Source organism: Bacillus sp. EB106-06-01-XG163, assembly GCF_058791615.1.
Genome location: NZ_JBYTDS010000010.1, coordinates 127,904 through 147,413, shown reverse-complemented (window position 1 = coordinate 147,413; position 19,510 = coordinate 127,904). Strand labels below are relative to the sequence as shown.

Below are 19,510 nucleotides of genomic sequence, written 5' to 3'. Positions count from 1 at the left end.
TAAACAACCAATCACCGATAAACTATCGGCAATTGGCTGTTTAAAAGGTGTTTTGACCCCTGTCTCAAAAACGGGGGTCAGTCCCCTTTAAGAGGCGTGTTTTTTTCTTAGGAAAACAGCTTGTCGATAAACGCGATTTCTTCAGCAGATAGCGTAATGGAGGCTGCTTTCATGTTGTCTTTTAATTGATCCGCGCGTTTGGCGCCCGGAATCAGGATATCGATTTCAGGTCTCGCCAAGTACCAGGCAAGCACGATATGCGCCGTATCGGCATTGTGCTTTTCGGCAATCGGTTTGAGCTGGTTGACTTTTTTGATGTTTTCTTTAAACTGCTCCCCTTGGAAATGCGCCTGGTCATTGCGCAGGTCGCCTTCAGGGAAGGTTGTGTTCTCGTCGTATTTGCCGGCCAGCAGTCCGGATACGAGCGGGAAGTACGGAATGAATGAGATGCCGTGTTCTGTCGTATAAGGGAAGAAAGTCTTTTCCGCCTCACGGTTCAGCAGGTTGTATTCTCCTTGAATCACATCGACTAAGCCGTCTTTATTGGCTTCTTTCAGCTGCTCCAAAGAGAAATTGGATACGCCGATGGAACGGATTTTTCCTTCTTTTTTCAGCTCATTCAACGCTTGAACGGCTTCGTCCTTCGGCGTGTGCTCATCCGGGAAATGGATGTAGAATAAATCGATGTAATCAGTCTGCAGGCGTTTCAGGCTGTCTTCGACCGATTGTTTCAAAAAGGCCGGTGAATTGTCGAAAACAAAGTCATCGCCTTCTTTTCTGTGAGCGGCTTTTGTGGCGATGAAGACATCCTCGCGGTTGCATTCTTTCAGCACCTCGCCGATTAATTCTTCAGAACGGCCCACACCGTAAATATAGGCGGTATCTAACATGGTAACGCCGCTTTTAATCGCTTCCCGGACCAATTCTTTTCCCGTTTCTTCATTCAGATTCGGATAGAGATTGTGTCCGCCGACCGCATTTGTTCCCAAACCGATCGGAAATACCTTTAGGTCAGTTTTGCCGATTGTTACTTTGCTCATGTTTTCGCCCCCTGAAAAAATTGGATATCATAGCGGCTGCCGGAAAAATACGGCAGCGTTCTCTATTAACTATAACGCTATGCCAAGTGAATGTCGATTTGATGCTCTTGGCAATACTTCGTATATTCCTCATCGAGCTGCTGAGAAGTGACAATGCTGTGAAGCCGGTCGAAAGGCGCGTATGTCAAAAGCGTGGATTTGCCGAATTTGGAATGATCCGCGAGCAGATACACTTCGTTCGCCTTTTCGGAAATTTTCTTTTTCACCTCGTATTCCAGTAAGTCGGAATTCGTCAGGCCGTGGGTGATCGTTGTCCCGGTAGCGGACATGAACGCCTTGTTAATGTTGTATTTATTGAGTGTGCTCGGATCATCAATGCCGACAAACGACCTTGTCTTCCGCTTGTAATTATTGCCGATGATGATCAGGTCGATATTTTTCATGGATGAAGCAGCGTTAATAATATCAAGGCTGTTCGTCAAAACCGTCACATTCTTATCGGGATCAAGCGTCTCCAGCATCGATTTGGTCGTCGTGCCGGAATCAATAAATACAAGATCGTGATCCTCGATAAACCGTGACGCATAGCGGGCGATTTTGATTTTTTCGTCCTGATGTTGAATGGTGCGGTTCTCAAAAGGGACGAGCACAGATTTTTCGGCTGATGTCACGCCGCCGTACACCTTTTTGATAACCCCTTTTTCCGCAAGCTTATTAATATCGCGTCTGACCGTGTTTTTAGAGACGTTGAATACCTCGCACAGCTCATCCAGCGAAGTGGCTCCGTGTTTGAGAATGTAATCTTCCATCTCCTGAATCCGCATCAGTTTCATAAAAAAACTCCTTCTAGAATTCTTAAAGTAATTAAAATATATAATAAACACCAAGAGTTAATCAATAGTTACTTAACAAATGATAAAAAAGAGGGTTCACGCCGTACGATTCGACACGGTTCTCCAAGTTCCTGTTTTCCCGATCAAAAAAAGTATGATAAAAATAATGAAAAAATTTTGATTTTTTAGATTGACTTGAAGATGTGTTGGGCTTACAATGTAACCAAGAAATGACCAAAACATAACCTGTAAAATCAAAAGTGAAAGATGTAACCGTTTGCTTTTTCCGGTACATGACCAACTTTTACATGGAAAGATTGGGAGTCACCATCATTTTAGCATTTGTAAGCGTTTAATTCATGTCTTTTATATGTAAAAGATGAATATATTCATCCGTTATTATCCAGCTGAACAGGATGTTTACTATTTAAGGAGGCAATGAGAATGGCAGAGATCAGAAAACTGAAAAACTACATCAATGGTGAATGGGTTGAAAGTAAGACAGATCAATATGAAGACGTTGTCAATCCGGCTACAAAAGAAGTGATGTGCCAGGTTCCGATTTCTACGCGGGAGGATGTGGAATACGCCGTCCGCTCAGCGTCAGAGGCATTTCAAACATGGTCAAAGACGGCAGTGCCGCGCCGTGCGAGAATTCTATTTAACTATCAGCAGCTTCTCCAGCAGAACAAAGAAGAGCTTGCCCGTCTGATTACTTTGGAAAACGGTAAAAACACGACGGAGGCACTCGGTGAAGTGGGTCGCGGAATTGAAAACGTCGAATTCGCAGCGGGCGCGCCGTCACTCATGATGGGCGATTCACTTGCCTCTATTGCGACGGATGTAGAGGCGGCGAACTACCGCTATCCGATCGGGGTGGTCGGAGGTATCGCACCGTTCAACTTCCCGATGATGGTCCCGTGCTGGATGTTCCCGATGGCGATTTCGTTAGGAAATACGTTCATTCTGAAGCCGTCTGAGCGCACGCCGCTGTTAACGGAAAAACTGGCAGAGCTGTTTGAACAGGCCGGTCTGCCGAAGGGCGTCTTCAATGTCGTGCACGGCGCGCATGACGTCGTAAACGGCGTTCTTGAACATCCGGAGATTAAAGCCATCTCATTCGTCGGTTCAAAACCTGTCGGCGAGTATGTTTTCAAAAAAGGCAGCGAACATTTGAAACGCGTGCAGGCGTTAACGGGCGCGAAAAACCATACGATCGTGTTAAATGACGCCCACCTTGAAGATACGGTGACAAACATTATCGGTGCGGCATTCGGTTCGGCAGGAGAGCGCTGCATGGCATGCGCGGTTGTGACGGTTGAAGAAGGAATCGCCGATGAGTTTATTTCGAAATTACAGGAAAAAGCAGCGGACATCAAGATCGGAAACGGACTGGATGACGGCGTGTTCTTAGGCCCGGTCATCCGCGAGGACAACAAAAAACGCACGCACAGCTATATTGAAAAAGGCATCGAAGAAGGAGCGAGACTTCTTTGTGACGGGCGTGAAAACGCAACGGAAGACGGCTATTTCGTCGGACCGACGATTTTTGACAACGTGACGACGGATATGACGATCTGGAAAGATGAAATCTTTGCGCCCGTTCTGTCGGTCATCCGCGTGAAAAACTTAAAAGAAGCGGTGGACATCGCCAACCAGTCTGAATTTGCGAACGGCGCGTGTCTGTTCACTTCAAATGCGAACGCGATCCGCTACTTCCGTGAGAATATTGACGCGGGAATGCTCGGCATCAACCTTGGCGTCCCGGCGCCGATGGCATTCTTCCCGTTCTCTGGCTGGAAGTCTTCTTTCTTCGGCACATTGCACGCAAACGGAAAAGACAGCGTCGACTTCTATACACGTAAAAAAGTCGTGACGGCACGATACCCGTCTCCTGACTTCAATTGATCTGACAGCCGGCCCGGACGGCTTTGTGATTCCGTCCGGGTTTTCTTTTACCATCCATTAAGGAGGAATAAACATGAGTCATTTGCTGCGCAAACCGCAGGCCGATGAGATTTCTCAAGGCGTGAACATCATACATGACGTCACTTCAGCCAATTCAGACCTCAAATACGTCGGATTTAAAGTCGTTGACCTCACTCCCGGTTCCGCATATACAGAAGATTTGAAAAAGACGGAGTGCTGCATCGTTGCGGTAACGGGAAAAATCACCGTCACTGATTATGATCAGACATTTGAAAGCATCGGCACCCGTGAAAGCGTATTTGAAAGAAAACCGACGGACAGCGTTTATGTGTCCAATGACCGCTCTTTTGAAATCACAGCGGTCAGCGGGGCGAGGGTCGCGCTGTGCTATTCTCCGTCCGAATACCAGCTTCCGACAAAGCTGATTAAAGCGGAAGACAACGGTGTGGAACATCGCGGCAAGCTGGCAAACAAACGAACCGTTCATAATATTCTCCCCGATTCAGATCCATCGGCAAACAGCCTTCTCGTTGTTGAAGTTTACACGGACAGCGGCAACTGGTCGAGCTATCCGCCTCATAAACATGACCAAGACAATCTGCCGGCTGAATCCTTTTTAGAAGAAACCTATTACCATGAAACGGACCCGCCGCAGGGTTTTGTCTTCCAGCGTGTGTACACGGACGACCGCTCGATTGACGAGACGATGACCGCAGAAAATGAAAACGTTGTCATCGTGCCGGCGGGCTATCACCCGGTTGGTGTTCCGGACGGGTATACCTCTTACTACCTGAATGTAATGGCGGGACCGACACGAAAATGGAAGTTTCATAATGATCCGGCCCATGAATGGATCCTGGAACGCTAACAAGTGAGGAGTGGCAGATAACGATGAAATATACATTTAATGAAGAAAAAGAGTTTGATATTGTCGCGATCGGACGCGCGTGTATTGATTTGAATGCTGCGGAATACAACCGGCCGATGGAAGAAACGATGACGTTTTCTAAATATGTCGGCGGCTCCCCGGCAAATATTGCGATCGGCAGCGCCAAGCTCGGATTAAAAGCCGGTTTTATCGGCAAAATCCCGGATGACCAGCACGGCAGATTCATCGTTTCCTATATGCAGGAAAAGGGCGTTGATACGTCACAAATGACCGTTGACAGAGAAGGACGCAAAGCCGGGCTCGCTTTTACGGAAATTCTCAGTCCCGAAGAGTGCAGCATCCTGATGTACCGGGATGACGTGGCGGATTTGTATCTTGAGCCGTCCGAAGTCAATGAAGGCTACATCGCAAACGCGAAAATGCTGCTCGTATCAGGTACGGCGCTTGCGAAAAGCCCGTCGCGCGAAGCCGTCTTAAAAGCGGTGCATATCGCAAAAAAACATGACGTAAAAGTCGTGTTTGAGCTCGACTACCGTCCGTATACATGGCAATCGGCAGAAGAAACAGCCGTGTACTACACGCTGGTGGCGGAACAATCCGATATCGTCATCGGTACGCGTGACGAATTTGACGTAATGGAAAACCGCAGCGGCGGAGATAACGATGAAACCGTCCGCCATTTGTTTGCGCATTCCGCCGATCTTGTCGTCATTAAGCACGGCGTTGACGGATCATACGCATACAGCAGATCGGGAGAAGTTTTCCGGGCGCATGCCTATAAAACAAAGGTGCTGAAGACCTTCGGAGCGGGTGATTCCTATGCGTCAGCCTTCATCTACGGACTTGTCAGCGGCCGGGATATTGAAACGGCTTTAAAATACGGGAGCGCTTCCGCTTCCATCGTCGTCAGCAAACACAGCTCCTCAGAAGCAATGCCGGCTGCCGGTGAAATCATCGAACTGATTGAAGCGCAGCACAGTCTTAACGGTAAATAGAACGTATAAAAGGTGGGATCGTTTGTGGGTAAGACAATTCGCTTAACGACAGCACAAGCGCTGATTCAATTCTTGAACCGGCAGTACATTCATGTTGACGGAAAAGAAGAGCCGTTCGTTGAGGGCATCTTCACGATTTTCGGCCACGGAAATGTGTTGGGGATCGGGCAGGCGCTTGAGCAGGACGCCGGGCACCTGAAAGTCTATCAAGGCAAAAACGAACAAGGCATGGCGCATGCCGCGATGGCATACAGCAAGCAGATGCTGAGAAGAAAAATTTACGCGGTATCGACATCGGTCGGTCCGGGTGCCGCTAACTTGACGGCTGCCGCGGGTACGGCGCTGGCCAATCATATCCCGGTGCTGCTGCTTCCGGCCGATACCTTTGCGACGAGGCAGCCTGACCCGGTGCTTCAGCAGGTGGAGCAGGAATACAGTGCCGCCGTCACAACAAACGATGCGTTAAAGCCCGTGTCCCGCTATTGGGACCGCATCACCCGCCCCGAGCAGCTGATGAGCAGCTTAATCCGGGCGTTTGAAGTGATGACAGATCCGGCAAAAGCGGGTCCGGCGACCATCTGCATTTCTCAGGATGTAGAGGGAGAAGCATTTGATTTTGATGAAAGCTTCTTTGAAAAACGCGTTCATTACATTGACCGGATGCAGCCGAGCGAGCGTGAACTGAAAGGCGCCGCGGAGAGAATTAAGGAGAGCAGCCGTCCCGTCATTTTAGTGGGCGGAGGCGCGAAGTACTCCGGCGCGCGTGAGGAATTAATCGCGCTTTCTGAAACATACGGCATTCCGCTTGTCGAAACGCAGGCCGGCAAGTCAACGGTTGAAGCCGATTTCGCCAACAATCTGGGCGGCATGGGCATCACGGGCACCCTCGCTGCAAACAAAGCCGCCCGCCAGGCTGATCTGATCATCGGTGTCGGCACACGGTACACGGACTTTGCGACATCCTCGAAAACGGCGTTTGATTTTGACAAAGCAAAATTTTTGAATATCAACGTCAGCCGCATGCAGGCTTACAAGCTTGACGCGTTTCAGGTTGTAGCCGATGCGAAAGTGACGCTCGGCAGGCTGCACGGCTTATTAGACGGATATAAAAGTGCATTCGGCACGGCGATTAAAGACTGGAAAGATGAATGGCTTGCTGAACGGGACCGGCTCGGCAAGGTCACTTTTACACGTGACGCGTTTGAACCGGAAATTAAGAACCATTTTTCACAGGACGTGTTAAACGAGTATGCCGACGCGCTCGAGACTGAGCTGCCGCAGACAACGGCGCTGTTGACCATCAATGACACGATTCCTGAAGACAGCGTCGTCATCAGTTCGGCGGGATCTCTTCCGGGGGATTTGCAGCGGCTGTGGCATTCCAACGTCCCGAATACGTACCACCTCGAGTACGGCTATTCCTGCATGGGGTATGAAGTATCAGGCACGCTCGGCCTCAAGCTGGCCCATCCCGACAAAGAAGTCTATTCACTCGTCGGCGACGGAAGCTTTCTGATGCTGCACTCAGAGCTGATTACCGCGCTTCAATATAACAAAAAAATCAATGTCCTGCTCTTTGACAACTCCGGATTCGGCTGTATCAACAACCTGCAGATGGATCACGGGAGCGGCAGTTATTTTTGCGAGTTCCGCACAGAGGACAATCAGATTTTAAACGTTGATTACGCGAAGGTGGCAGAGGGTTACGGCGCTAAAACATACAGAGCCAATACGGTTGAAGAACTGAAAGCGGCGCTTGAAGATGCGAAAACGCAAGACGTATCCACTTTAATTGAAATGAAGGTTCTGCCGAAAACGATGACGGACGGCTATGACAGCTGGTGGCATGTCGGCGTGGCGGAAGTGTCGGAGCAGGAAAGCGTTCAGCGGGCATACGAAGCGAAAGAGACGAAGCTGAAGTCTGCAAAGCAGTACTAGAGGGGAGGCATCACGATGGGCAAACAAGATATTCTGTGGGGCATCGCTCCCATTGGGTGGCGCAATGACGATATGCCGGAAATCGGAGCCGGGAATACGCTGCAGCATTTGTTAAGCGATATTGTTGTCGCCGGCTTTCAAGGTACGGAAGTGGGAGGGTTTTTCCCTGAACCCTCCGTCCTCAATAAGGAGCTGGCTCTCCGGAACTTGCGGATTGCGGGGAAATGGTTCAGCAGCTTTATCATACAAGACGGTATTGAAAAAACGGCTGAACAATTTACAGAACACTGTGATTATTTGCAGAAAGTCGGAGCGGATGTCGCCATCGTTTCTGAACAGACGTACAGCGTTCAGGGCTTGGACATTGATGTATTTAAGGAAAAACCGCATTTCTCAGATGAAGAATGGGATACGCTGTGCCAAGGCTTGAACCGTCTCGGGAAAATCGCTGGCGAATACGGGCTGGACCTCACGTTTCATCATCATCTCGGCACAGGCGTCCAGACGGCGGAAGAAGTTGACCGGCTGATGGATGGAACGGACCCGCGGTATGTCCATTTACTTTATGATACCGGCCATGCCTATATCTCGGACGGAGACTATATGACGATTCTCAACAAGCATATGGATCGGATCAGACACGTTCATTTCAAGGACGCCCGGTTTGACATTATGGAGCGGTGCAGACAGGAAGGCAAGTCATTCAGGCAGTCGTTTTTACAGGGCATTTTTACGGTTCCCGGAGACGGATGCATCGATTTTACCGAAGTATACCGAACGCTCGTCCGTCATGATTATTCAGGCTGGATCGTCATCGAAGCCGAACAAGACCCGGCAGTCGCCAATCCGCTTGAGTACGCGCTGATTGCGAGAAAGTACATCGACAGTGAACTGCTTGATCCTGCAAATTAGAGGGGGACTTATATGAATAGTGCCAAGGCGGAATCAGCTTTCAGCAAAAGGACCATCGCCGCAGCATTAGCAAATTACATTGATGCGGGTTCCATCGTGGCAGGATCAGCGGGTTTATCTATGTGGGTCAGCTATTTAAAGCTGTCCGACAGCCAGATCGGATTGCTCGGCGCCTTCAGCGCAAACGCGATATCAGCGGCCATCGGAGCGCTGCTCGGCGGGTATTTGGCTGATAAGGTCGGACGAAAAGCTGTATACACAAACAGTATGCTCGTCTACGCCTTAGGAATTTGTTTGGTTTTGTTTGGATTCAACTTTCCCATGCTGTTATGCGGATACATGATTATCGGGATTTCTGTAGGCGCGGATATTACAGCTTCATGGACCATTATCGCGGAAAACGCCCCTGAGAAAAACCGGGCGAGGCATTGCGGAGTGGCGCAGGTGGCGTGGGCCGCAGGAGCCGTTGTGGTTCTGCTGTTATCCGTTTTGGTCGGTGACCTCGGGCTTTTAGGAAATAAAATTGTCTTTGCGCATCTATTGGTGATTGCCCTGATCACATATGTGATAAGAAAGCGTTTACCTGAGTCGGATGCCTGGAAAAACAGTGAAGAGCGGCCTGCCGCCGTGAAAAAAACATCTTATTTTGACCTGCTTCAGCCGAAATTTTTCAAGAACATTTTGTTTTTAATGGGTGTGTTTCTCGTATGGAATCTCGCAGCGGGCGTCATGGGATTCTTCATGCCGTACATCTACCAGCAGGTCGGCGGCGTATCCGCAAATACGGCCAACATTCTGCAGATGGCCCTGTTTATCTTCACCGGGCTCGGCGTCGCCTGTATCTTCATGCCTTTTGCAGATAAATATCGGAAAACGGTGTTCGGAATCTGCGCATGTATGGCCGTTGTCGGCTGGTCGCTGTTTTTACTGCCGTTTCAGGGGCTCCCGATGCTGCTTTTGTTTGTTTTAGCGATCGGCATCAATAACGGAGCCGGCCAGCAGGCGAACTACCAGCTGTGGGCAAGCGAGCTGTTCCCGACAGAACACAGAGCGTCAGCACAAGGGCTCATGTTCTTTCTCGTCCGTATTTCAATCGGAATTTGGAGTTTATTTGTGCCGGTCATCATGTCACAATTCGGCATCGGTTTTATGGCCGGTATTCTGCTCATATGTGTGACGGCCAGTATGATCATCGGGCTTGTCTTCGCGCCGAATACGTCCGGCAAGTCGCTTGAACAGATACAGGAGGAACTGTACGGCGCTCCTCAGGACGGCAGCGGGAAAAGAAAGACGAGAACCATTATTTGATTATCAGAAGGAGTGGCGATCAATGAATTTACGTATAGGTGTTATCGGAACCGGTGCTATCGGAAAAGAGCACATCAACCGCATCACAAATAAGCTGTCCGGCGCGGAAATTACCGCTGTCACAGATGTGAATCAGGAGGCCGCGCAGCAGACCGTTCAGGATTTCAATTTGAACGCCTCCGTTTATCCTGATGACGACAGCCTCCTCGCTGCTGAAAATGTGGATGCCGTCTTAGTGACAAGCTGGGGCCCGGCTCACGAGTCCAGCGTTTTGAAAGCGATTCAGCACGGCAAGCACGTGTTTTGTGAAAAGCCGCTTGCGACAACGGCAGAAGGCTGTATGCGCATTGTCGAGGAAGAAATGAAGACGGGAAAACGATTGGTGCAGGTAGGTTTCATGCGCAGGTATGACAGCGGTTACGTTCAGCTGAAAGAAGCGATTGACAACCGCGTGGTCGGCGAGCCGCTGATGATTCACTGTGCGCACCGCAACCCGACAGTCGCATCGAATTATTCAACGGACATGGCCGTCGTCGATACGCTCGTTCATGAAATTGATGTCCTCCACTGGCTCGTCAATGACGACTATGAATCCGTACAGGTGATCTATCCGAAGAAATCAAAAAATGCGCTGCCGCATCTGAAAGATCCGCAGATGGTCATCATCGAAACAAAAGGCGGCATCGTCATCAATGCCGAAATCTACGTGAACTGTAAATACGGCTATGACATTCAATGTGAAATCGTTGGGGAAGACGGCGTTATCAAGCTTCCGGAACCATCAAGCATCAGCTTGAGAAAAGAAGGGAAATTCAGCACCGATATCCTGATGGATTGGCAGCGCCGATTTGTGGCTGCGTATGATGTGGAAATTCAAGACTTCATTGATTCGATCCGGAATAAAGGCGAAGTCAGCGGTCCGACGGCATGGGACGGTTATATTGCCGCGGTGACAACTGACGCGTGCGTAAAAGCTCAGGAATCCGGGCAGAAAGAGCCTGTGGCGCTGCAAGAGAAACCGGCATTCTACCAATCATTTACGACTGTGAACAAATAATAGATCGGGAGTGAAAGAAATGAAACTGGCCTTAGATCCATCCATGTACCGCGATGATTTAACGTTAGAAGAAATGGTCTATAAAACGGCGGAACTCGGATACGAATATATCGAACTGTCTCCGCGCGAGGATTTTTGTCCTTTCTATAAATATCCGAAAGTCGATTCAGCAAAAATCAAACAATTGAAGCGCCTTTTAAAAGATACAGGTGTGAAGCTGTCCTCTCTTCTTCCGCTTTACCACTGGGCGGGTCCTGATGAAGACCGTCGTCAGGCCGCCGTGCGCAACTGGAAACGGGCGATCGAAATTGCGGTTGAACTTGAAGTGGATTTGATGAACAGTGAATTCAGCGGTTCAAAATATGATCCGTTGACAAGTGAAGAAAAATTTATCAAATCCATGGATGAGCTGCTGCCCGTCTTTGAAAAAGAAGGCGTTAAACTCAATCTGCAGGCTCATCCATACGATTTTATCGAAACGCACAAAGGGGCGATGGATATGATCCGCGCGCTTGACAAGGATTGGATCAATCTTGTCTACTCGACTGCGCATACGTTCTTCTATGATGACGGAAAAGGCGATATTGCGACCATGTTTGATGAAGCCGGCGACCGCCTCACACATGTTTTATTTGCAGATACTTTTAATCATAAAGCGGCGCATGGCCTGCGCTACATCGTCAACCCGCCTGACGCGAAAGTAACGGTTCACCAGCATTTGGACATCGGGCAAGGCGAGGTTGATTTTGAAACGATTTTCAGAAAGATGAGAGAGATGAAATTCGACGGAATTGCGACGAACGCCGTTTTTGCTTGGGTCGGCGAAAGAGCGGATGAATCAAGCCGGACCACGCTTAAGAAATTAAAGGAAGAATTAGGTATGGCATAAGCTGAGTATGGAGTTCGGCGGAGCGGGGCAAAAAAGCCCTCCAGCCGGACTCCCTTCATATCGAAAACGCGGATGGGAGAGGCTGACATGAAACTTTGCTTTAATGAAGCGACTACGCTGGAGAATTCAAACCTGAAACAGGATTTAGAACTGTGCGAAAAGCACGGCTATGATTATATTGAAATCCGCACAATGGATAAACTGCCGGAATACTTAAAAGACCATTCACTGGCCGATCTGGCGGAATATTTTCGCACCCATCACATTAAACCGCTTGCCCTGAACGCACTGGTTTTCTTCAACAACCGTGATGAGAAGGGCTATAGGGAGATCATTTCGGAATTCAAAAGCATGATGGAAACCTGCAGGACGCTCGGCGTGAAATATGTGGTGGCCGTGCCGCTTGTGACAGAGCGGAAGATCTTGAAAGAAGAGATCAAAAAGAGCAGCATAGAGGTGCTGACTGAGCTTTCGGACATCGCGGAGCCGTACGGCGTAAACATTGCCCTTGAATTTGTCGGCCACCCGCAATGTACGGTCAATACATTTGAACAGGCGTATGACATCGTGAACGCTGTCGGCCGCGATAATGTCGGACTGGTGTTTGACAGCTTCCATTTCCACGCGATGGGCTCCAATATTGAGAGCTTGAAGCAGGCGGACGGAAAGAAAATTTTCATCTATCATATCGACGATACAGAAGACTTTCCGATCGGCTTTTTAACAGATGAAGACCGCGTCTGGCCTGGACAGGGTGCGATTGACTTAGACGCCCATCTGTCAGCGTTAAAAGAAATCGGATTCAATGATGTTGTCTCCGTAGAGCTGTTCAGACCTGAATATTATAAGCTGACTGCGGAGGAAACGATCAAAACGGCAAAGGAAACAACGGAAGCCGTCGTATCAAAATACTTCATGAAGGAGGCGTGAACATGGCTTTTGTCACCATGAAACATCTTCTTGCAGAAGCGAAACGGGAGCATTATGCAGTCGGCCAATTTAATATCAACGGCCTCCAATGGACGAAGGCGATTCTGCAAGCGGCGCAAAAGGAGCAATCGCCGGTCATCGCCGCGGCTTCCGATCGTCTGGTCGACTATTTAGGCGGATTTAAAACGATTTCCGCCATGGTCGGCGCGTTAATGGAAGAAATGGCGATTACCGTTCCCGTCGTGCTCCATCTTGATCACGGAAGCAGTGCGGAACGCTGCAGACAGGCCATTGACGCCGGCTTCAGCTCAGTGATGATTGACGGCTCCCATCATCCGATTGATGAGAACATCGCGATGACAAAAGAAGTCGCCGATTATGCGGCTAAGCACGGCGTCTCAGTAGAAGCAGAAGTCGGCACGGTCGGCGGCATGGAAGACGGGCTGGTCGGCGGGGTCCGCTATGCCGATGTCGCCGAATGTGAGCGGATCGTCAAAGAAACCAATATCGACGCGCTGGCCGCCGCCCTCGGCTCCGTCCACGGCAAATATCAAGGTGAACCGAATCTCGGATTTAAAGAAATGGAGGCTATCTCCCGCATGACTGATATTCCTCTCGTTCTTCACGGAGCATCCGGGATTCCGCAGGAACAGATCAAAAAAGCCATCACGCTCGGCCACGCGAAAATCAATATCAACACGGAATGTATGGTCGCCTGGACAGAAGAAACACGCCGCATGTTTCAGGAAAACGGCGATCTGTACGAACCACGCGGCTACATGACACCCGGCATTGAAGCCGTGGAAGAGACAGTGCGAAGCAAAATGAGAGAGTTCGGATCAGCCGGTAAAGCTGTAAAACAGCAGGTCGGCTGATGAGAACGGAAACCGCCAAGGTGGCGGTTTTTTTGTGCGGTGTTGCGCCCGTACGCCCGAAACGATTATGATGATGGCAGCAGTGTAAGAAACGGGAGTGGTTCAGTTTGAATAAAATCATGATTGTGGAAGATAGTGAAGACATTCGCGGACTATTGCAGAATTACCTTGAAAAATACGGATATCAAACCGTGGCCGCCGCGGATTTCACGGCTGTTCTTGATGTTTTTTTGCGGGAAAAGCCTGATGTGGTGCTGCTTGATATCAATCTGCCGTCTTATGACGGCTATTATTGGTGCCGCCAGATCCGCCAGCATTCTACAAGCCCGATCATTTTCATCTCTGCCAGAAGCGGGGAAATGGATCAGGTGATGGCGATTGAAAACGGCGGAGATGATTATATCGAAAAACCGTTTTCCTACGATATTGTGCTGGCGAAAATCAAAAGCCAGATCCGGAGGGCGTACGGAGAGTACGCCGCCAAGCAGGGAGAGAAAGTGGTTGAATATGCCGGTGTGCAGCTCTTTGTGGAACGGTTTGAACTGCGCTTTCAGGACGAAAAAAGCGAGCTTTCTAAAAAAGAAAGCAAGCTTTTGGAAGTGCTGCTGGAGCGGGGAGAAAAGGTGACGGGAAGAGACCGGCTCATGGAAAAAACGTGGGACACCGATATTTTCGTCGATGATAATACGCTTAACGTGTATATCACGCGGCTCAGAAAAAAATTGCGGGAGCTGAACGCGCCTGTTTCCATTGAATCGGTGCGGGGCGAAGGCTACCAGCTGAGGGCGCTGTCATGAAGCTGTTTCTCCGGTCTCATGCCGTGCTGATTCTGCTTTTTCTCCTTCAAGGGCTGTTTGTTTTCTTTTATTACTGGTTTGCGGGTCTTCATTCTTTTTCCCACCTGTTTTACATATTGGGCGTGCAGCTTCTTATTTTGGCGGGATATCTTGCCTATCGCTGGTACAAAGACCGCGGTGTGTATCATTGGCTCAGCTCGGAGCAGGAAGGGACGGACATCCCGTATCTCGGTTCTTCAGTGTTTTGTTCAGAGCTGTATGAAAAGCAGATGGAGCTGACCCGGATGCAGCACCAGAAGCTCCATGAGACCGAAGCCAAGCTTGACGCGCGGGTGACGTATATGAACCAATGGGTGCACCAAGTAAAAACGCCGCTGTCGGTCATTAATTTAATCATTCAGGAAGAGGATGAGCCCGTCTTTGAACAAATCAAAAAAGAGGTCCGGCAGATTGAATTCGGGCTGGAGACGCTTCTTTATTCTTCAAGGCTCGACCTGTTTGAGCGGGATTTTAAAGTTGAAGCGGTTTCCTTATCAGAGCTTCTCCAATCGGTCATTCAAAGCTATAAACGATTTTTTATTCAATACCGCGTCTATCCGAAAATGGATATTCGCGATGATCATCAGATTTACACCGATGCGAAATGGCTCAAATTTGCGATCGGCCAAGTGGTCACAAATGCGGTCAAGTATTCGGCAGGCAAGAGTGACAGACTTGAGCTGAATGTCTTCCGCGATGAAGACAGGACGGTGCTTGAAGTCAAAGATTACGGTGTCGGCATTCCCTCGCAAGATATCAAGCGGGTGTTTGACCCTTATTACACCGGCGAAAACGGACGGCGTTTCCAAGAATCTACGGGAATCGGCCTTCATCTCGTCAAAGAAATTACGGGCAAGCTTAATCATACGGTGGACATCACTTCGTCCTCCGGTGAAGGGACATCGGTCCGATTTTCATTTCTTACAAAAATGTAAGGCTGCGTTAAGAAAACAACATAGCTCGTTTTGTTTCCCCTTGATAACATGGATTTATGTCAAGGGGATTTTTATGTTAAATGCCCCGGCACTACATGAAAGCAGCCCAGACCAACAAGAATAAAACCATAAGGAGGATTTTCATGGCGAATATGCTTGAAGTCAAACATATAAATAAAACCTATAAAGGACAAGTGTCCTATCAAGCTTTAAAACAAATTTCGTTTTCAATAGAAGAAGGCGGGTTCACGGCGGTGATGGGACCGTCCGGCTCCGGAAAAACAACGCTTTTGAATATCATTTCAACGATCGACCGGCCGGATTCAGGCGATATCCTGATTCACGGAGAAAACCCGCACCGGCTGAAGCGGACAAAGCTCGCTCATTTCCGCCGCAAGCAGCTCGGATTTGTGTTTCAGGATTTCAACCTTCTGGACACACTGACCATCGGTGAAAATATCATGCTGCCGTTAACGCTTGAAAAAGAAGCGCCGTCTGTCATGGAAGAAAAACTGCACGGCATCGCGGCAAAGCTCGGAATTGAAGACCTGCTCAACAAACGGACGTTTGAAGTATCCGGCGGACAGCGCCAGCGGGCCGCCATCGCAAGAGCGGTCATTCATAAGCCGTCACTCATTCTGGCCGATGAACCGACGGGAAACCTTGATTCCAAAGCGTCAAAAGACGTCATGGAAACGATGCAGAGCCTGAATCAGGATGATCATATCACGGCTTTGATGGTGACCCACGATCCGGTTGCGGCAAGCTACTGCCGCCGCGTCATCTTTATAAAAGACGGCGAACTGTTTAATGAGATTTACCGCGGGGAAAACCGCCAAGTCTTTTATGAGCAGATTCTTGATGTGCTGTCTATGCTGGGGGGAAACGCAAATGACCTTTCTTCAGTTCGCTTATAAAAACGTCACGAGAAACAAAAGGGCCTATCTTGCTTTCTTTTTAAGCAGCGCTTTTTCCGTTTTGATTTTCTTTACCTTTGCGATGTTCCTGTTTCATCCGGCACTAAAGGAAGGCTACCTGAATAACATCGCCAGAAAAGGCTTAACCGCTGCGGAATGGATGATCTTTGTTTTTTCTTTCTTATTTGTTCTGTATTCGGTTAACGCATTTTTGAAATCGAGAAATAAAGAATTCGGCATCCTGCTGATGCAGGGTATTACGCCGGTGCAGCTGAGAAAGCTCATTACGGCGGAAAACATGATCATCGGCGTCATGTCGATCGCAGCGGGGATTATCGGAGGCTTCATTTTTTCGAAAACGTTCTTTACGGTCGGCGCTTATATTTTAGAAATGGACGCGCTGCCTCTGTACATGCCTTGGAAAGCGCTCGGCATTACGGCCGGCGGATTTCTGCTCTTATTTTTCCTTTTATCGCAGTTCACGATCCTTTTTGTCAGATCAAATACGGTGATCAAATTAATAAAGGGCACTGACAAGATCAAGCCGGAGCCGAAGCCGTCCGTGCTTCTGTCTATATTCGGCATCGCCTGCCTGTGCGGCGGGTACGGCATGGTTCTGAAAGGCAATGTCCACGGGACTCAACCGTTCATCATTTTACTGCTTACCGTCATCGGTACGTATTTCTTTTTCAGCCAAAGCAGCATCTGGATTCTGCGCGCGCTGAAGAAGTGGAAAACCTTTTATCTGCGCGGGAAAAATGTCATTTGGGTTTCTGATCTTGTTTATCGTTTAAAAGACAACGCCCGCCTGTTCTTTATTGTCAGCATTATTTCCGCGGTAGCGTTTACGGCGACAGGCGTGCTCGCGATGTACAAATCGACCGTCGGGGCGGAAGAGTCCGCTTATGAGATGGAGTATTTATCTTACAGCGGCAACCCAAAAGAACAGACTCATTTGAAAGATATTGACCATGAACTGAAAACACACGGCTTTACGTATAAGAAAGACAAAATAAATGTTTCCTATATTCGCTATCAGGAAGGAGATACTGTTCCGCCTGTTTACATGATCAGCGAATCGGATGTGTCAACATACTTCCATGTCAAGCTGAGCGGCCTGAAACATGATGAGGCTGTCTATTTTCCGGGTACGTATGACCGGAATTTCAAAAACAAAGCACCGGATCAGCTGAAGCTGCTGAACCAAAAAGGCAAGCCGTCTGACCAAAAACTGACGGTAAAAGAAGTCGAAAAACCGCTGATTTCATTAAATGCCATCATCGCGGTGAACGATCAAACCTTTGATCAGCTGAAATCACTCGGTGAAAAAGCGTCATTATACGGCTACAGCTATGATCATTGGAAAGACAGTCTTGGGATCAGCCAATCCTTGAAAAATGAGATTTACGGCAACTATATCGACGTCCATTCTGATTTTATGGCAAAAGCCGGCACCTACTATGATACGGTGCAGCTGCCGAGCCTGAGTTTATTCATCGGCCTGTTTATCGCGATCGTCTTCTTTGTCGCGGCAGCAAGTTTCTTATATTTCAGGCTGTTCACCGATTTAGATGAAGACAGGGAGCGCTACCGTTCATTGGCCAAAATCGGCCTGAGTGAGCGTGAAATGGCACAAAGCGTGACGATACAATTGGCGATTTTGTTCTTCTTCCCATTTGTCATTGCCGTCATGCATACGCTGTTTGCCTTGAGAACATTGGCCGTGGAAGGCTATTCCGATGTAGCGGGGCCGCTCAGTTTCACTATCGGAGGGTTTTTCATTTTTCAGCTTCTGTTCTTCCTCACAGTGCGGTCAAGCTATTTGAAAAAAATGAATAAGTAAGGGGAGTGCAAAGATGAAAAAAGCATTGGCAATCCTGGCCGTCTTGGCGGCCGCTGCCGTCATATACGGACTTCTCTTTTTTCATAATGATGTTACAGACAGATTTAATCCGTTTATTCACCAGCAAGATGTTTATGTACAGATTGATCGAGATGGCAAACATCTTAGCCCGGGCGGTACTGAGTATACATTAGACGGATATAACGCATCCGGGAAAAAAGAAGAAGTGACCTTTTTCGCCGGGAAAGACCTTCGGAAGAACGCGTATTTGAAGGTGAAGGCGAAAGGAAAGTATGTCGAGACCTGGGAAGAAGTCAGATTTGAAGATATGCCGGGCTCCGTACAGTCAAAGTTAAAGTGAACATGAAAAGCGGCACAGTGTCATGACTGTGCCGTTTTTTTATTTTTTATTTTCTTCAGCCCGTTTGATCAGCATGTCGGTGATGATATCCATCTGTTTGCTGACGGCAATCGGGTCATACGGATAGAAGGTGTTGAAATCGTTGATAAAGACACGATTGTGTTTTACGGCATCGAGATTTTTCCAAACGGATGAATCTTTCAGACGCTCAAATGTTTTGCTTTCTCCATTCGGATTGTAATCAGTAATGAACATATAATCAGCCGCATATTGAGGGATGACCTCTTGGGAAACCTGTTTCATGGCGCCTGTTTTCATGATGTTTTTTTCAATTTTGGCCGGCGCTTTCAATCCGAGCGCGTTATAAACGGCTTGGCCGCCGCGACCGGAATTGTCATTGAAAACCCAGATCTCGCCTTTATCCGTCGTTTCATAAAGGCCGACTGTCTCGTCTTTGCCGATCACGTTTTTGAGGCGCTTTTGATTCGCTTCGGCTTTTTTGTTGAAGTCTGCCATAAAGCTTTTGGCTTTATCCTTCGCCCCGGCAATGTCGCCGAATAGGCTGACCGTATCTTTCGTATTCTTTGCGGTGTTAAAAGGAATGACAATCGTCGGTGCGATTTTCGATAGTTTCTCGTATTGGTCTTCCTTCATCAGCACGATTAAATCAGGCTTCAGCTGCATCACTTTCTCCACATTGACGGGATTGCCGATGTCAGTAATGTTTTTCAGCTGTTTTTTGATAAACGGATTTTTGAAAGTCCATGAGCCCGCCCCGACGACATTTGCGTCAACGGACAGCAGCTCACCCGCATAAAAGTCAGTGACGATCCGTTTCGGATGTGCGGGTATGTCAATATTTCCTTTTGTTGATTCATATGTACGCATGTCTGTCTTTCCTTTGCCTGATGCCGATCCGTTGTTTTCCTTCGCGCCGCTGCAAGCGCTTAATGCGAAAACAAGCAGAAGTGCCAGGCCGATCAGCCATGATTGTTTCTTCATAATGATCCCCCTATTTCAGTG

Annotated in this window: 18 protein-coding genes; 15 read left to right on the top strand and 3 right to left on the bottom strand. The window is 48.6% G+C overall.

What is annotated here, in order from left to right:
* Positions 1-107 precede the first annotated feature (107 nt).
* Together AC3WTF_RS13375 and AC3WTF_RS13370 are read right to left on the bottom strand one after the other, a co-directional pair.
* The gene (locus AC3WTF_RS13375; RefSeq protein WP_007407843.1) at positions 108-1,040 is read right to left on the bottom strand and encodes an aldo/keto reductase; all 933 of its coding nucleotides are present in this window, start codon (positions 1,038-1,040) and stop codon (positions 108-110) included.
* A gap of 77 nt (positions 1,041-1,117) precedes the next feature.
* On the bottom strand, positions 1,118-1,873 hold the full coding sequence (locus tag AC3WTF_RS13370; protein WP_094031419.1) for a DeoR/GlpR family DNA-binding transcription regulator: 756 nt from the start codon (positions 1,871-1,873) through the stop codon (positions 1,118-1,120).
* Positions 1,874-2,317: 444 nt separating this feature from the next.
* Between AC3WTF_RS13370 and iolA the strand changes: the two genes are divergently transcribed.
* From iolA to AC3WTF_RS13295, 15 genes are all read left to right on the top strand, one after another.
* Entirely contained in the window at positions 2,318-3,781 is a 1,464-nt protein-coding gene (gene iolA / locus AC3WTF_RS13365) for a methylmalonate-semialdehyde dehydrogenase (RefSeq protein ID WP_059367489.1), read from the top strand.
* A 73-nt stretch (positions 3,782-3,854) separates the two neighbouring features.
* Positions 3,855-4,670: a 5-deoxy-glucuronate isomerase gene (gene iolB / locus AC3WTF_RS13360; protein ID WP_042635639.1), complete on the top strand. Its 816-nt coding sequence runs from the start codon at positions 3,855-3,857 to the stop codon at positions 4,668-4,670.
* 23 nt (positions 4,671-4,693) lie between these two features.
* The gene (gene iolC, locus AC3WTF_RS13355; protein WP_042635638.1) at positions 4,694-5,686 is read left to right on the top strand and encodes a 5-dehydro-2-deoxygluconokinase; all 993 of its coding nucleotides are present in this window, start codon (positions 4,694-4,696) and stop codon (positions 5,684-5,686) included.
* 24 nt (positions 5,687-5,710) lie between these two features.
* On the top strand, positions 5,711-7,624 hold the full coding sequence (iolD, locus tag AC3WTF_RS13350; protein WP_076424806.1) for a 3D-(3,5/4)-trihydroxycyclohexane-1,2-dione acylhydrolase (decyclizing): 1,914 nt from the start codon (positions 5,711-5,713) through the stop codon (positions 7,622-7,624).
* Between the two features lie 15 nt (positions 7,625-7,639).
* Positions 7,640-8,536 carry a myo-inosose-2 dehydratase gene (iolE, locus tag AC3WTF_RS13345; protein ID WP_015240906.1) on the top strand — a complete coding sequence of 299 codons (897 nt, stop codon included), beginning with the start codon at positions 7,640-7,642 and terminating at the stop codon, positions 8,534-8,536.
* 12 nt (positions 8,537-8,548) lie between these two features.
* Positions 8,549-9,844 carry an MFS transporter gene (locus tag AC3WTF_RS13340; RefSeq protein WP_039063850.1) on the top strand — a complete coding sequence of 432 codons (1,296 nt, stop codon included), beginning with the start codon at positions 8,549-8,551 and terminating at the stop codon, positions 9,842-9,844.
* A 22-nt stretch (positions 9,845-9,866) separates the two neighbouring features.
* A complete protein-coding gene (iolG, locus tag AC3WTF_RS13335; RefSeq protein WP_020958069.1) occupies positions 9,867-10,901 on the top strand; it encodes a bifunctional inositol 2-dehydrogenase/D-chiro-inositol 1-dehydrogenase in 1,035 nt (344 codons plus the stop codon).
* Between the two features lie 19 nt (positions 10,902-10,920).
* Complete coding sequence (locus AC3WTF_RS13330; RefSeq protein WP_007407833.1) at positions 10,921-11,790, top strand: sugar phosphate isomerase/epimerase family protein; 870 nt, start codon at positions 10,921-10,923, stop codon at positions 11,788-11,790.
* A gap of 87 nt (positions 11,791-11,877) precedes the next feature.
* The gene (gene iolI / locus AC3WTF_RS13325; protein ID WP_007407832.1) at positions 11,878-12,720 is read left to right on the top strand and encodes a 2-keto-myo-inositol isomerase; all 843 of its coding nucleotides are present in this window, start codon (positions 11,878-11,880) and stop codon (positions 12,718-12,720) included.
* 2 nt (positions 12,721-12,722) lie between these two features.
* Positions 12,723-13,595: a class II fructose-1,6-bisphosphate aldolase gene (gene fba / locus AC3WTF_RS13320; RefSeq protein ID WP_047936327.1), complete on the top strand. Its 873-nt coding sequence runs from the start codon at positions 12,723-12,725 to the stop codon at positions 13,593-13,595.
* 107 nt (positions 13,596-13,702) lie between these two features.
* Positions 13,703-14,392: a two-component system response regulator YxdJ gene (gene yxdJ, locus AC3WTF_RS13315; RefSeq protein ID WP_004393241.1), complete on the top strand. Its 690-nt coding sequence runs from the start codon at positions 13,703-13,705 to the stop codon at positions 14,390-14,392.
* Positions 14,389-15,366, top strand: coding sequence for a two-component system sensor histidine kinase YxdK (yxdK, locus tag AC3WTF_RS13310; RefSeq protein WP_020958066.1), 978 nt, complete (start codon positions 14,389-14,391; stop codon positions 15,364-15,366). Before yxdJ ends, yxdK begins: the two co-directional genes overlap by 4 nt.
* A 143-nt stretch (positions 15,367-15,509) precedes the next feature.
* Positions 15,510-16,283 (top strand): ABC transporter ATP-binding protein YxdL, encoded by a 774-nt coding sequence (gene yxdL / locus AC3WTF_RS13305; RefSeq protein ID WP_007614823.1) that lies wholly within the window; start codon positions 15,510-15,512, stop codon positions 16,281-16,283.
* Complete coding sequence (yxdM, locus tag AC3WTF_RS13300) at positions 16,258-18,126, top strand: ABC transporter permease YxdM (protein ID WP_039063846.1); 1,869 nt, start codon at positions 16,258-16,260, stop codon at positions 18,124-18,126. The genes yxdL and yxdM overlap by 26 nt, the downstream gene beginning before the upstream one ends.
* A 13-nt stretch (positions 18,127-18,139) precedes the next feature.
* Positions 18,140-18,487 (top strand): YxeA family protein, encoded by a 348-nt coding sequence (locus tag AC3WTF_RS13295; RefSeq protein ID WP_004393256.1) that lies wholly within the window; start codon positions 18,140-18,142, stop codon positions 18,485-18,487.
* Between the two features lie 39 nt (positions 18,488-18,526).
* On the opposite strand, the gene AC3WTF_RS13290 is transcribed toward AC3WTF_RS13295, so the two are convergent.
* Positions 18,527-19,489: an iron-hydroxamate ABC transporter substrate-binding protein gene (locus AC3WTF_RS13290; RefSeq protein ID WP_007407825.1), complete on the bottom strand. Its 963-nt coding sequence runs from the start codon at positions 19,487-19,489 to the stop codon at positions 18,527-18,529.
* Positions 19,490-19,510: the final 21 nt, after the last annotated feature.